The 14068-nt window shown below is 63.5% G+C and carries 10 protein-coding genes; 6 read left to right on the top strand and 4 right to left on the bottom strand.

The genetic code is table 11. The features are described from left to right. Positions 1-844: 844 nt before the first annotated feature. Together ilvD and JQ624_RS11755 are read left to right on the top strand one after the other, a co-directional pair. Entirely contained in the window at positions 845-2569 is a 1725-nt protein-coding gene (gene ilvD, locus JQ624_RS11760) for a dihydroxy-acid dehydratase (protein WP_212419051.1), read from the top strand. Further along, positions 2556-3401, top strand: coding sequence for a tetratricopeptide repeat protein (locus tag JQ624_RS11755; protein WP_212419050.1), 846 nt, complete (start codon positions 2556-2558; stop codon positions 3399-3401). The genes ilvD and JQ624_RS11755 overlap by 14 nt, the downstream gene beginning before the upstream one ends. 128 nt (positions 3402-3529) lie before the next feature. Here the strand turns inward: JQ624_RS11755 and JQ624_RS11750 are convergent, their stop codons facing one another. Further along, on the bottom strand, positions 3530-4030 hold the full coding sequence (locus tag JQ624_RS11750; protein WP_249129750.1) for a GNAT family N-acetyltransferase: 501 nt from the start codon (positions 4028-4030) through the stop codon (positions 3530-3532). Then, on the bottom strand, positions 4027-4818 hold the full coding sequence (gene xth / locus JQ624_RS11745; protein ID WP_212419049.1) for an exodeoxyribonuclease III: 792 nt from the start codon (positions 4816-4818) through the stop codon (positions 4027-4029). Before xth ends, JQ624_RS11750 begins: the two co-directional genes overlap by 4 nt. Before the next feature lie 202 nt (positions 4819-5020). Between xth and JQ624_RS11740 the strand changes: the two genes are divergently transcribed. From JQ624_RS11740 to JQ624_RS11730, 3 genes are read left to right on the top strand one after another with little or no spacing between them, the layout of a single operon-like run. Next, a complete protein-coding gene (locus JQ624_RS11740) occupies positions 5021-6151 on the top strand; it encodes an efflux RND transporter periplasmic adaptor subunit (RefSeq protein WP_212419048.1) in 1131 nt (376 codons plus the stop codon). 3 nt (positions 6152-6154) lie between these two features. After that, a complete protein-coding gene (locus JQ624_RS11735) occupies positions 6155-9283 on the top strand; it encodes an efflux RND transporter permease subunit (RefSeq protein WP_212419047.1) in 3129 nt (1042 codons plus the stop codon). After that, on the top strand, positions 9280-10137 hold the full coding sequence (locus tag JQ624_RS11730; RefSeq protein WP_249129748.1) for an amidohydrolase family protein: 858 nt from the start codon (positions 9280-9282) through the stop codon (positions 10135-10137). Before JQ624_RS11735 ends, JQ624_RS11730 begins: the two co-directional genes overlap by 4 nt. A 6-nt stretch (positions 10138-10143) precedes the next feature. On the opposite strand, the gene JQ624_RS11725 is transcribed toward JQ624_RS11730, so the two are convergent. Both JQ624_RS11725 and JQ624_RS11720 read right to left on the bottom strand, forming a co-directional pair. After that, the gene (locus tag JQ624_RS11725) at positions 10144-11112 is read right to left on the bottom strand and encodes a tripartite tricarboxylate transporter substrate binding protein BugD (RefSeq protein WP_212419279.1); all 969 of its coding nucleotides are present in this window, start codon (positions 11110-11112) and stop codon (positions 10144-10146) included. A gap of 89 nt (positions 11113-11201) precedes the next feature. Beyond that, complete coding sequence (locus JQ624_RS11720; protein ID WP_212419046.1) at positions 11202-12275, bottom strand: tartrate dehydrogenase; 1074 nt, start codon at positions 12273-12275, stop codon at positions 11202-11204. A gap of 251 nt (positions 12276-12526) precedes the next feature. Here JQ624_RS11720 and JQ624_RS11715 point away from each other — a divergent pair, with 251 nt between their 5' ends. After that, the gene (locus tag JQ624_RS11715) at positions 12527-13432 is read left to right on the top strand and encodes a LysR family transcriptional regulator (RefSeq protein WP_212419045.1); all 906 of its coding nucleotides are present in this window, start codon (positions 12527-12529) and stop codon (positions 13430-13432) included. Positions 13433-14068: the final 636 nt, after the last annotated feature.

The following is a 14068-nucleotide window of genomic DNA, read 5'->3' as shown; positions in this document are numbered from 1 at the left end:
TACAAACGACCACCACGGATGTTGGGAATCGTGAAGTGATGCGCGCGGGCAAGACGTGAGGCGTGACTCCTCACCCGCATCGAAGGAGAAACAGCAAAACGGGCCCGTGACTGGACCTGCACGCGGCGGATTTGCGCTCGGTAGGGGCAATATGGTGACGCGAAAGGCATCTCTGCGACGGCTGCTTCAGCGCATCCGTCGATTCGACCGGCGATCAAACCTCTGCGACAAATTGCGCACGACGTTGTTTCGTCTGGCGTCTGAACGATTGCTCCGCCGACTGCGCGCGCGTGGTGGACCGCGTCCCCGCGTGACGAAAACAGGTGCAAAAAGTGCCGGCCGCACAAAAATGACGCGATCGCTTCGAACACGATTGATGTCAGGCGCTGTAACTTTCGGCGCTCGCATCGCGCGCAGCGAGATCGAATGGTTCGAATTGCGCTTTGCGATTCTCGGCGACGCGTGGGCGGTCGCCAAATCCGGGTTGGTCGCGTGATGGCGCGCGGCCAATTTCGCGTTGGAGAAACTTCTCTATCGATCGCCTTCAGGTTGTGACCCGCGCGCGGCGCGGGCTCTCGAGATGAGGCCTGTCGGAGCGGGCGGCCGGGACGGATTCGATACACCCAAATAAAGGTTGCCGCCGGGCCACGATTGTTGCGTGACCGCAACAGTGATCGAACATTTGGTTAACCGTCCCGCCTGTCTCTTGCTTGCGCCGCTTTTTAGCCACACCCCTCCATGAAACCATTTCTTTCATAAGCTGGTTAGCCACAGGGCCGGCGAAGGCGACGGGAAATTGCTCCCGAGACCGACAAGGAGATGGCTGGGGAAGCAGGTTTCGCGGATGGACGCCAAGACCGACATCAAGAAGAGGTTGCCGAGCCGTCACGTGACGGAGGGGCCGGAGCGCGCCCCCCATCGGTCCTATCTCTACGCGATGGGGCTGACCACCCAGCAGATCCACCAGCCCTTCGTCGGCGTCGCGTCCTGCTGGAACGAGGCCGCGCCCTGCAATATCTCGCTGATGCGCCAGGCGCAGGCGGTCAAGAAGGGCGTCGCCGCCGCCGGCGGCACCCCGCGCGAATTCTGCACCATCACCGTGACCGACGGCATCGCCATGGGCCATGACGGCATGCGCTCGTCGCTGCCGTCCCGCGAATGCATCGCCGACTCGGTCGAACTGACCGTCCGCGGCCATGCCTATGACGCCCTGGTCGGGCTTGCCGGCTGCGACAAGTCGCTGCCGGGCATGATGATGGCGATGGTCCGGCTCAACGTGCCCTCGATCTTCATCTATGGCGGCTCGATTCTGCCGGGCAATTTCCGTGGCCAGCAGGTCACGGTGCAGGACATGTTCGAGGCCGTCGGCAAGCATTCCGTCGGCGAAATGTCGGACGCTGACCTCGATGAAATCGAGCGGGTGGCCTGCCCCTCGGCAGGGGCGTGCGGCGCACAATTCACCGCCAACACCATGGCGACGGTATCCGAGGCGATCGGCCTGGCGCTGCCGTATTCGGCCGGGGCGCCAGCGCCTTACGAAATTCGCGACGCGTTTTGCTCCGCCGCCGGCGAGAAGGTTATGGAGCTGATCGCAGCCAATATCCGGCCGCGCGACATTGTCACCCGCCGCTCGCTGGAAAACGCCGCGGCGGTCGTCGCCGCCTCCGGCGGGTCGACCAATGCTGCGCTGCACCTGCCGGCCATCGCGCATGAGTGCGGGATTAAGTTTGACTTATTCGACGTCGCCGAAATCTTCAAAAAGACACCGTATGTCGCGGATTTGAAGCCGGGGGGCCGTTATGTTGCCAAAGACATGTTCGAGGTTGGCGGCATACCGCTTCTGATGAAGACGCTGCTCGACAATGGCCACCTGCACGGAGATTGCCTCACCGTCACGGGCCGGACGATCGCCGAAAACCTCAAGAGCGTGAAATGGAATCCGCACCAGGATGTCGTGCGGTCAGCCGACAAGCCGATCACCGTCACGGGCGGCGTGGTCGGCCTGAAGGGTAATCTCGCGCCGGAGGGTGCGATCGTGAAGGTCGCGGGCATGTCGAAGCTGAAATTTACCGGTCCGGCGCGCTGCTTCGATCGCGAAGAGGACGCTTTCGAGTCAGTCCAGAAGAAGACCTACAAGGAGGGCGAGGTCATCGTGATCCGCTACGAGGGCCCGCGTGGCGGTCCCGGCATGCGGGAGATGCTCTCGACCACGGCGGCGCTGACCGGGCAGGGGATGGGCGGCAAGGTCGCCTTGATCACCGACGGCCGGTTTTCCGGCGCCACCCGTGGGTTCTGCATTGGCCATGTCGGGCCGGAGGCAGCCGTGGGCGGTCCGATCGCCCTGTTGCAGAATGGTGACATTATCGAGATCGACGCCGAGGCCGGAATCCTTAACGTAAAATTGACCGACGCCGAACTCGCCGATCGTAAAACCAAATGGGCGCCTCGACAGACTAACCATACGTCGGGTGCGCTGTGGAAATATGCCCAACAGGTTGGGCCGGCGGTGGACGGGGCTGTAACCCATCCTGGCGGTGCGCACGAGAAACAGTGTTATGCGGACATCTAGGCGTATCATTCTTGCGTTGATGCTAGGGGCCACGCCGGTGGCGGCTCCCGGATTCGCATTTGATGGCGCGCCGGTGAAGCCGGACGCCACGCTGTCCGTGGAGGGCCAGCCCGCCGCTGCGCAAGCGGTCACGGCCCAGGCCCTGAAGAAGGCCCCGCCCGCAGCGCCGACGGCGACTACGGTTGCCGCGCCGTCCCTGAACTCGCTGCAATACGCCGCCGAGGGCGGCCATCCCGTCGCGCAGTGGAAGCTCGGCCGGATGTATGCCGATGGCGATGGCGTCATCCAGGACGACCTGCGCGCCTTCGAATATTTCAGCCGCATCGCTAACGCGCATGCCGAGGACAGCCCGTCGGCGCCGCAGGCGACGATCGTCGCCAACGCCTTCGTGGCGCTGGGGCGCTACTACCTCAACGGCATCCCGAATTCTAAGATCAAGCCGGACACCGATCGCGCCCGGGAGATGTTCTCCTATGCCGCGTCCTATTTCGGCAACGCCGACGCGCAATACGATCTGGCGCGGCTTTACCTGAAGACGCCGGATGCCTCGCGGGACGATTTCCGCTATGGCGCGCGCTGGCTTGGTCTGGCGGCCCAGAAGGGCCAGCATCAGGCCCAGGCCATGCTCGGCCAGATGCTGTTCAACGGCGACCGGTTGCCGCGGCAGGCCGCCCGCGGCCTGATGTGGCTGACGCTGGCGCGCGACAACGCCGCCCCCGACGAGAGCTGGATCCGGGAAAGCTATAACCGCGCTTTCACCAAGGCCTCCGACGAGGACCGCGCCGTGGCGTTGCAGATGCTCGAGCACTGGGTGCAGGGCAAGAAGGACTGAGCCGTCGCGGTTTTGTCGAACTGCCGTAGGGTGGGCAAAGCGCTCTTGCGCCATGCCCACCATCTCTCTGAATTCGTTGGCGTCAAATGGTGGGCACGCTGCGCTTTGCCCTCTCTACGGACGACAAACTACCGCGAAGCGACAACCTGCTTCGACATCGGATAGCCAGAGCTCGTGCCGAACTTGCCTGTCGGCACTCCGTCGTCAACATAACCAGCCGACTGATAGAAGCGATGCGCCGTCTCGGTGCTGGTGAGCGTGCAACGCTTGTTGCCTCGCTCCACCGCTCTGGCTTCGAGCGCCCTCAGCAAGGCCCGGCTGACGCCGCGAAATCGTGCAGCGGGCGCCACGTAGTTCAGCGTGATTTCGCCCGCGTCCGTCACGGATCCCACCGCGAGGACGGCATCGCCCCCGACGGCGAGCAGCAGCGAGTTTCCCTTCTGCGCAGCCCATGCGGCCACAATTTCCGGCGTCTTGTTGGCCAGCCACGCATTCAGGATCGCCGGATCGTTGCGGTGATCGGCAACGCATAAGCAGGAGATCGATTCCCTCAGGACGCGGCAGGCCGCGACGGCATCGTCGGGCGCAGCATCCCGAATCGCCACGTTCGCCGCGCCGGTCGCGCTCAAGCCGTCGCCAGGTCGAAATCCGCCCATACCGGCACATGGTCGGACGGCTTCTCCCAGGCGCGCACATAGCTGTCGATGCCGACATTGGTCAGGCGGTCGCTGGCCTGTGGCGACAGCAGGAGGTGGTCGATTCGAAGGCCCCAGTTCTTCTGCCAGGCGCCCGCCTGGTAGTCCCAGAAGGTGTAGAGGCCCGGTTCGTCGGTTACCGCGCGCAGCGCATCCGTCAGCCCGAGACCGAGCAGGGACTGGAAGGCCTCGCGGGTTTGGGGGCGGAACAGCGCGTCGTTGGTCCAGGCTGCCGGGTTATAGACATCCGCCGCCGCCGGAATGACGTTGAAGTCGCCTGCGAGCACCAGCGGCTCTTCCGCCTTGAGCCGCTCCCTCGAATACTCAAGAAGTCGGGACATCCATTTGAGTTTATAGGGGTATTTGTCCGTATCCGGCGGGTTGCCGTTGGGCAGATAGAGGCAGGCGATCCGCATCACGCCGGTCTTCAGCGTCACCACGCCTTCCAGGAACCGGGCGTGGGCGTCCTCGTCATCGCCGGCCAGGCCCGATTTGGTCTCGTCGAACGGCAGCTTCGACAAGAGCGCGACCCCATTGAACGTCTTCTGGCCGTGGGTGACGACGTTATAGCCGAGCGCCTCGATCTCCAGCCGCGGGAACGCCTCGTCGACGCATTTGATTTCCTGCAGGCAGACGATGTCCGGCGAGCACTCCTTGAGCCAGGTCAGGAGATGGTCGAGCCGCTGCCGGATCGAATTGACGTTCCACGTGGCAATACGCATGAAGGGGGTCCGGGCTGGAGCATATCCGGGAAATCCCGGTTTTTCGTGCTCGATCAGGAAGTAGTAACTACACATTTTTCGGCAGTGGCATACCATGTGCAGGAAGGCTGTGATAACCGTTTAGAAATAAGGCGCAACAATCGCCGTCAAGGGGCACAAGAAGAACCGTCCCGTCCTTTAGGACTGGCGGGCGTGAAAAATTATGAAAAAGCGTACCTTGATATTTCTTGTCGGCGCCGTCGCCATTGCCACGGCGGCCGGCGTTATCACCCGCTCCTCGTGGATGGGGGGCAGCAGCAACGCTCAGGGACCGCAGCGGCCGCGGATGGTGTCCGTCGAGCTGGCAAAGGCGGAGCGCAAAGCCATGCCCGTCGATGTCGATGCAATCGGAATGGTGACGCCGATCTCCAGCGTGGCGCTGAAGTCGCGGCTGGAGACCACCATCATCGCGGTTCATTTCGAGGACGGCGCCAAGGTCAGCGAGGGCGATCTGCTGTTCACGCTGGACAGCCGCCAGATCGACGCCCAGATCGAGCAGGCCGAGGGCGTGCTCGCCAAGGACCAGGCGCAGCTCGAGGGCGCGCAGCGCGACCTGCGCCGCTACAACGATCTCGTCGGCAAAGGCGCGACCACGCAGGTCAATGTCGACAACGCGAGGACCCAGTCCGACATCCTGACCGGCGCCATCAAGGCCGATCAGGCCGCGCTCGACAATCTGAAGGTCCAGAAAAGCTACACCACGATTCGCGCGCCGTTCTCGGGGCGCATCGGCGTCGCCAATGTGAAGGTCGGCAATTTCGTCCGCCCGGCCGATACCGCCCCGCTCGCGGTCATCAACCAGATGGCCCCGGTCTACGTGACATTTTCGGTTCCGCAGCGCGTGCTGGTCGATCTGCGCGAGGCCATGGCCAAGGGCGTCTCCGGCGTCACCGCCACCATCCCGGGCCACCAGCGCTCCGAGAGCGGCAAGGTCGCGATGGTCGAAAACACCGTGGATATGGCCACCGGGATGGTCACCGTGCGCGGCATCATGAATAACGAGAACGAGAGCTTATGGCCGGGGACGCTGGTCGCGACCAAGCTGATCATCCGCAGCGAGGATTCGATCGTCGTGCCAACGATTGCCGTGCAGCGCAGCCAGAGCGGCAATTTCGTCTTCGTCGTCAAGGACGGCGTTGCCAAGGTCCAGCCGGTCAAGGTCGACCGCACCTCGCAGGGCATGTCGGTGATTTCGGAAGGGCTCGCCGGCGGCGAAACCGTGGTGACCGACGGGCAATTGCTGCTGTCGGACGGATCGCGGGTCGAGCCACGGGCCAAGAAGGCCGGGGCATAGCCGATGACGCTGTCCGAACTCTGCATCCGCCGGCCGGTCATGACGACGCTGATCACGGCGTCGATCATCGCGTTCGGCATCTTCGGCTTCCGCCTGCTGCCGGTTTCGGCGCTGCCGCGGGTCGATTTCCCGACCATAGCCGTCACCGCGACCCTGCCGGGCGCCAGCGCCGACACCATGGCGGCCTCGGTCGCCGGCGTGATCGAACGTCAGCTCTCGACGATTGCCGGCATCTCGTCGATGTCGTCGAACTCGTCCCAGGGCACCAGCGTCATCACCATTCAGTTCGATCTCAACCGCAGCATCGACGCCGCAGCGCTGGACGTGCAGACCGCGCTGACGATCGCGCAGCGCCGGTTGCCGATCGAGATGAAGATTCCGCCGAGTTTCCGCAAGGTGAACCCGGCCGAGTTTCCGGTGCTGTTCGTGGTGCTGGGTTCGTCCACCTTGCCGCTGTCGACCGTCAACGAATATGCCGAGATCACCATCGGCCAGACGGTGTCGCAGATTCCGGGCGTCGCCCAGGTCAGCGTCTACGGCGCGCAGAAATTCGCCATTCGCGTCCAGGCCGATCCCGAAGCCGCCGCGGCCCGCGGACTGTCGCTGGAGGATATCCGCAATGCGGTTTCGGCTGCCAATTCCTCGACGCCGGTCGGCACGCTGAACGGGCCGAAGCAGGACGTCGCGTTGCAGGCCTCGGGCCAGATGGACAAGGCGATGGATTATCGCCAGATCGTGGTGGCCTGGCGCAATGGCTCCCCGGTCAAGCTCGACGAAGTCGCGCGCATCTACGACAGCGTCGAGAACGACAAGATCGCAAGCTGGCTGAATGGCGATCGTTCCATCGTGCTCGGCATCCAGAAGCAGCCCGACGCCAACACGGTGGCCGTGGTCGATTCCATTCTAGCCAAGCTGCCGACGCTGCGGGCGCAGATTCCGCCATCGGTCTCGATCAACGTGCTGATGGACCGCTCGATCTCGATCCGCCAGGCGGTGGCCGACGTCGAGGAGACGCTGCTGATCGCGATCGGGCTGGTGATCCTGGTGATCTTCCTGTTCCTGCGTTCGGCCTCCGCCACCTTCATTCCGGCGCTGGCGGTTCCGATCTCGCTGTTCGGCACCTGCGCGGTGATGTACGCGCTCGACTATTCCATCAACAACATGACGCTGCTGGCGCTGACGCTGTCGGTCGGCTTCGTGGTCGACGACGCTATCGTCATGCTGGAAAATATCGTCCGCCACATCGAGCACGGCATGCGGCCGTTCGAGGCGGCGCTGAAGGGCGCCCGCGAGATCGGCTTTACCATCATCTCGATCACGTTTTCGCTGATCGCCGTGTTCATTCCGGTGCTGTTGATGGGCGGCATCGTCGGCCGCGTGTTCCGCGAATTCGCGGTCACGGTATCGGTCGCGATCATCGTGTCCGGATTCGTTTCGCTGACGCTGACGCCGATGCTATGCGCGCGCGTGCTGCGGGCCCACGATGCGACCAAAAAGCCGAATGTCGTGCTTCGCGTCTTCGAGGCGATGTTCGAGTCCTGGCTGCGCGCCTATGAATGGACGCTCGATTGGGTGCTGGCGCGCAAGGCGCTGATGCTGCTCGTGACGCTGGCGACGCTGGGCGGCACCGTCTATCTCTACATGATCGTGCCGAAGGGCTTCTTCCCGCAGGAGGACACCGGCTTCCTGATCGGAGTGACGGAAGCCGCCACCGATACCTCCTTCGAGGCGATGAGGGAGCGGCAGCAGGCGCTGGTCGACGTTCTGAAGTCCGACCCCGCGATCGAATACATCAACTCCACCGTCGGCGCCGGCGGACCCAACACCACGGCGAATTACGGCCGTCTGTTCATCGCGCTGAAGCCGAAGAAGGAGCGCGACAGCCTCAACCTGATCATCGGCCGGCTGCGCACCAAGGCGCGCCAGATCCCGGGTATGCAGGCGTTCTTCCAGCCGATCCAGAACCTCAATATCGGCGGACGGATTTCCAAGAGTCAGTATCAGTACGTGATGCAGAGCGGCGACACCGAGTCGCTGTATCGTTTGGCGCCGGAGATGCGCGAGAAGATCGAGAAGCTGCCGGGCCTGCTCGACGTCACCACCGACCTCTACATCAAGAACCCGCAGATGACGGTCGACATCGACCGCGAGAAGGCTGCCGTCTACGGCATCACCGTCGATCAGGTGCGCAACCAGCTCTACAACGCCTATGGCTCGCGCCAGGTCGGCACCATCTACATGCCGTCGAACGATTACCAGATCATCCTGGAAGTGCAGCCGCAGTTCCGGGTCGATCCGTCTGACCTCTCCAAGCTCTACATGAAGACCCAGAACAACCAGACCATCCCGCTGTCGGCGGTGGCAAAACTGGTTCCGACGGTCGGTCCGCTGCAGATCAACCATCAGGCGCAGCAGCCGGCGGTGACGATCTCCTTCAACCTCGCGCCGGGTTTTTCGCTGGGCTATGCGGTCGACAAGATCACCGAGCTCGAGCAGGCCTCGAACCTGCCGGCGACGATCGCCACCGGCTTCTCGGGCACGGCGCAGGTGTTCCAGGATTCGCTGCGCGGGCAGGGCGTCCTGATCCTCGCCGCGGTGTTCGCCGCCTTCGTCATTCTCGGCATTCTCTACGAGAGCTTCATCCACCCGATCACCATCATCTCGGGCCTGCCGTCGGCCGGCATCGGCGCGATCCTCACCCTGATGCTGTTCGGAATGGAAATGTCTGTCATCGCCATGATCGGCATCGTGATGCTGGTCGGCATCGTCAAGAAGAACGCGATCATGATGGTCGACTTCGCGCTGGAGCGCCGCCGCGTGGGCTTGAGCGCCGAGCACGCGATCCGGGAAGCGGCGTTGCTGCGATTCCGCCCGATCATGATGACGACGTTTGCCGCGATCTTCGGCACACTGCCGATTGCGCTCGGCGCGGGTGCCGGCGCCGAATTGCGGCAGCCGCTCGGCATCGCCGTGGTCGGCGGTCTCTGCCTGTCGCAACTGCTGACGCTCTACATCACGCCGGTCGTCTACATCTATCTCGACCGCATTGACCGCCGCCTGCGGCGCAAGCTCGAGCCGCAACTGGCCGAGACCGGCGAGGACGAACGGCCGCACGTGGTCGCCGCCGAATGACGGCCTTCGGGCGCGTGATGCGGTCGGCTGCGCGTCGCGCCGCTGTCCTGATCGCGCTGGCGATCATCGCCGGCCCGGCCCGCGCCGACGAGCCGATCGAAATCTTCGACGCCCATATGCACTACAATTGGGAGCCGAAGCCCTATTACGGCGTCGACGAGGTGCTGGCGCTGTTCAAAAAACACCGCGTCACCGGTATCCTCGCGACCAGCCGCCCCAACACCGGCACGCACGCCCTGATGGACGCCAAACCGCAGGACCTGCAGATCGTCCCGTTCATCCGGCCGTATCGCGTGCGCGCCGACATCCAGACCTGGTTCGGCGATCCCTTCATCTTCGACCTCGTGCAGGACGAATTCAAACGCGGCTACTACCGTGGCATTGGCGAATTCCACATCTCGGGCAAGGCGGCCGATACCGAGTGGGTGAAAAAGACCGTCGATTTTGCGGTGGAGCACGACCTTTATCTGCATGCCCATGCCGACGACATCGCCGTCGAAATCCTGATGCGGCACAATCCGCGCGCCCGCATCATCTGGGCTCATACCGGCTTCGGGCTCTCAACCGACCGCGTTGCAGTAATGCTGTCGAAATATCCGAAGCTGTGGGGCGAATTGTCCTACCGCGGCGGCATTGTCGACGGCAGCGGCAAGCTGACGGCTGAATGGCGCGCCTTGTTCGAGCGCTATCCCGATCGCTTCCTGCTCGGCTCCGACACCTGGATCAACGAGCGCTGGCAGAGCTACGGCGACATCATGGCCGGCTACCGCGCCTGGCTGGCGCAGTTGCCGCCGAAGATCGCAGCGCAGATTGCCAATGGCAATGCGCGGGCGCTGTTCGGTAGCGAACGCTGAGAAGCCTCAATCCGCGAACTGGTTGGCCGCCTTGATGATCGGCGCCCAGCGATCGACCTCGCTGATCAATTGTGCTTTCAGCGCTGCGGGCGTGGCTTGGTCCTGTGGGACGGGTTCGGTGTTGATGTCGTTGAAGCGCTTCACGAGGTCCGGGTCGCGCAGCGCCTCCTGCAACGTTTTGGACAGTTTCTGAATAATGTCCTCGGGCGTTCCCTTCGGCGCGTAGATGCCGTGCCAGGCGCCGACCTCAAAACCCTTCAATCCCGCTTCGTCGGCGGTCGGCAGATCAGGCATCGATCCAAGCCGACTCTTGGTCGTGATGGCGTAGCTCTTGATCAGCTTTGAGGCGATCGGCGCCGTGGTGTTGGTGGTCTGGTCGCAGGAAAGGTCGATCTGTTTGGCGATCAAATCGTTCATCACGGGGGCATTACCCTTGTAGGGCACGGCGAGGATTTCCTTACCGACGGCGGTCATGAACAGCATGCCGCAGAGGTGCGACGCGGCGCCGAGGCCCGCATTGCCAAAGGTCATCTTGTCGCCATTGGCCTTGATGTAGGTGACGAGCTCGGCCAGCGTGTTCGGCGGCAGATCGGGACGGCCGATGATCGTCATCGGCGCGTTGGTGACGAGACCGATCGGCGCGAACGCTGTCTTGGTGTCGTAGGGCAGCTTGCGGTACAGCGTGGCCGCCGTGGAGATGCCGATATGGTGGATCAGCAGCGTGTAGCCGTCGGGCTCGGCGCGCGAGGCCCGCGTGGCTGCGATCGTGCCGCCGGCGCCCGTTGCATTCTCGATCACGATCGTCTGGCCCAGCAGTTTCGACATCGTCTGCGCGGTCACCCGCGCCACCGTGTCGGTCGCGCCGCCGGCGGCGAAGGGGACCAGCAGCGTGATCGGCCGGTTCGGATAGTTTTGCGCGAAGCCTCCTGAACTGACCATGGCGAACGCGAGCGCAATGGTGGCTGTCTTCTTCATCTGCATTGGGGCTTTCCTGGGTCTTGTTCTGATTTGTCTCGCGGGCCTTTTCGCCTAGCGATCGATCCGTTGTGGCCGGTGACCAGGCGTCACACGTTGGAGCTATGGATCGCCTCCACGACGGCCTCGGTGACGTCCTTCGTCGTCGCGGTGCCGCCGACGTCGGGCGTCGTGATGCCGGCACCCGTGACCTTCTCCACGGCGCGCATCAGCCGGGCCGAGGCCTCGGCTTCGCCGAGATGATCGAGCATCTGCGATGCGGTCCAGAAGCTGGCGACGGGGTTGGCGATGCCCTTGCCGGTGATATCGAAGGCCGAGCCATGGATCGGCTCGAACATCGAGGGAAAGCGCCGCTCGGGATCGATGTTCGCGGTCGGGGCCACGCCGAGGCTGCCGGCCAGCGCACCGGCGAGGTCGGACAGGATATCGGCGTGGAGGTTGGTTGCCACGATGGTATCGAGGCTCTGCGGCTTCAGCGTCATCCGCACCGTCATCGCATCGACCAGCATCTTGTCCCAGGTGACATCAGGGAATTCCTTCGAGACCTCGTCGGCGATTTCGTCCCACATCACCATGCCGTGCCGCTGCGCATTCGATTTGGTGACCACGGTGAGGAATTTTCGCGGCCGCGACTGCGCCAGCCTGAACGCGTAGCGCATGATGCGCTGGACGCCGACGCGGGTGAAGATAGCGACTTCCGTGCCGACTTCCTCCGGCAGCCCGCGATGCACCCGCCCGCCGCAGCCGGCATATTCGCCTTCGGAGTTTTCGCGCACGATCACCCAGTCGAGGTCGCCGGGACCGACATGGCGCAGCGGCGAGGTGATGCCGGGCAGGATCCGGGTCGGCCGGACATTGGCGTATTGGTCAAAGCCCTGGCAGATCGGCAGGCGCAGGCCCCACAGCGTGATGTGGTCGGGAACATCGGGCGCGCCGACCGCGCCGAAATAGATCGCGTCGAATTTCTTCAGCGTGGCGAGACCGTCGGCGGGCATCATCACGCCGTGCTTGCGGTAATAGTCGGAGCCCCAATCGAAGGTTTCAACGTTGAACTTCACGTCGCCCAGGCGCTTCTGCAGGCTTTCGAGCGCCTGAACGCCAGCGGCGATGACCTCGGGGCCGATCCCATCGGCGGGAATTGCCGCGATTGAATATTCACGCATTGAAATCTCCTTGGGAACGGCCTTGGTCCGTAAGCCCGTCATTGCGAGCGCAGCGAAGCAATCCATAGTGCCGCAAGCCGAGACATGGATTGCTTCGTCGCTTCGCTCCCTTGCGCAAACGCTTCGCGTTTGTCGCAGGCAATGACGGCGACTTCAGCCTTGCTCTCAGGTCATCCTGTGGCCCCTCCCGTTGATGGGCAATTGCCTCGCGTTTATACAAAAAATTGATATAATCCCGTCCGGGAGGCCAGATGGATCTGCATCAACTGCGCTGCTTCGTGGCGGCGGCCGAAGAGTTGCATTTCGGCAGGGCGGCGCAGCGGCTCGACATGCTGCCGTCGGCGCTCGGCCGGTTCATCCGGTTGCTCGAAGACGATCTCGGCACGCGGCTGATGACGCGCACGACGCGAAGCGTCGCATTGACGGACGATGGCGCCGTGCTGCTGAAGGAAGCGCGGACGCTATTGGCGCAGGCCGATGCGCTGGCCGGCCGGTTTCGCACGCGTGGCCGGAAGCGGACTGCGATCATTCGCGTCGGCGCCATCGACAGCGCCGCCGCAGGACTGCTGCCGCGGCTCTTGCACGATTTCCGTCAGCTTCGGCCTGACGTCACCGTGCAACTGGTCGAGGACAAGACAGTGCGCCTGCTGCCGCGCCTGCTGTCCGGCCGGCTCGATCTCGCTTTCGTGCGTCCGCCGGAGCGGCCTGACAAGCGGCTGGAGTTTCTGTTTCTGCTGCACGAGACCGCCGTCGTCGCGGTCGCCGAGCGGCATCCGCTGGCGTCGCGGAAGCGGGTGTCCATCGCCGATCTCGAGAACGAGCCGTTGATTGTGCCCGAACGCCGCTCGCGGCCGCACAGCCATGATCTCACCATGAAGCTGTTCGCCGAAGCCGGCTGTGAGGCCCGCGTCGCCCAGATCGCCGACGAGAAGCAGACCATCGTCAATCTGGTCTCGGCAGGATTGGGCGTCGCCATCGTCCCGCGCTGGACCTCGCGAATGGCCACGCGCGGCGTCCGCTTCATCCGCCTTGCGGCGACGGACATGAACAAGTTGCCGCTGGCGGCGGCCTTCACCCGCGGTACGCGCGATCCCGTGCGCGATGACGTGCTGGAGATGCTGAAAGCCGATTTGCCGCGCTATGCGCGGGAGGCGTAGTGGCAACGGTCCAACGCCACACGATGCCGTCATTGCGAGCGCAGCGAAGCAATCCACGTTTCCGCAAGCCGCGCTATAGATTGCTTCGCTGCGCTCGCAATGACGAAGAGCGTAACCCGGCTGAGTGCAGCGACACGCGGGACTGTGTCGAGAGGAGACCCGCATATCGCTTGCGCTCATGCGGGCTACAATTTTATCTACTCGCTGCGAACTGATTTGCCTCCCGAGCAACCGCAATTTCACACAGCGGCCCGCGACAAATTGGCACGATGGGCAAATCAGTCAAAACCTGTCCAGCCCCTTTTGCAAAAATATTCCGCTTAACTTGTCGGGCAAATCATTTGCATAACTCCGCTTGTCTCACGGCAGATGAGGGGCGTTGGCCATCGTCACGAACGTGCGGTGAGATGCGATGGACGCGAGAGCTGCGACTGACGTGTGTGGCTCGAGCGTACGGCGAAGTCGTGTGGTCCTGACGCCGCGGTGCTGGCGTCAAGTTCTTGAGAAGCAAGCTTCTTGAGGACGACGGTGGCAAGAAAGCCGTTCACCGGGGAGAGCTCGAAGTAAGCCGTAAAGCCATTGCGCAGGGAAGGCCGGAATGCTCCCGCTGCCCTGTATGCTCGTGTGCACTTTTGT

This window comes from Bradyrhizobium sp. AUGA SZCCT0283 (genome assembly GCF_018130385.1).
GTDB lineage: Bacteria > Pseudomonadota > Alphaproteobacteria > Rhizobiales > Xanthobacteraceae > Bradyrhizobium.
The sequence above is the reverse complement of the archived record's forward strand: the minus strand, read 5'-3'. Positions and strand labels throughout refer to the sequence as shown.

Bases quoted from the DNA above. Each gene is read 5' to 3' on its own strand.
- ilvD (WP_212419051.1), top strand. From the start codon at position 845: ATGGACGCCAAGACCGACATCAAGAAGAGGTTGCCGAGCCGTCACGTG.
- JQ624_RS11755 (WP_212419050.1), top strand. From the start codon at position 2,556: ATGCGGACATCTAGGCGTATCATTCTTGCGTTGATGCTAGGGGCCACG.
- xth (WP_212419049.1), bottom strand. From the start codon at position 4,818: ATGCGTATTGCCACGTGGAACGTCAATTCGATCCGGCAGCGGCTCGAC.
- JQ624_RS11740 (WP_212419048.1), top strand. From the start codon at position 5,021: ATGAAAAAGCGTACCTTGATATTTCTTGTCGGCGCCGTCGCCATTGCC.
- JQ624_RS11735 (WP_212419047.1), top strand. From the start codon at position 6,155: ATGACGCTGTCCGAACTCTGCATCCGCCGGCCGGTCATGACGACGCTG.
- JQ624_RS11730 (WP_249129748.1), top strand. From the start codon at position 9,280: ATGACGGCCTTCGGGCGCGTGATGCGGTCGGCTGCGCGTCGCGCCGCT.
- JQ624_RS11725 (WP_212419279.1), bottom strand. From the start codon at position 11,112: ATGAAGAAGACAGCCACCATTGCGCTCGCGTTCGCCATGGTCAGTTCA.
- JQ624_RS11720 (WP_212419046.1), bottom strand. From the start codon at position 12,275: ATGCGTGAATATTCAATCGCGGCAATTCCCGCCGATGGGATCGGCCCC.
- JQ624_RS11715 (WP_212419045.1), top strand. From the start codon at position 12,527: ATGGATCTGCATCAACTGCGCTGCTTCGTGGCGGCGGCCGAAGAGTTG.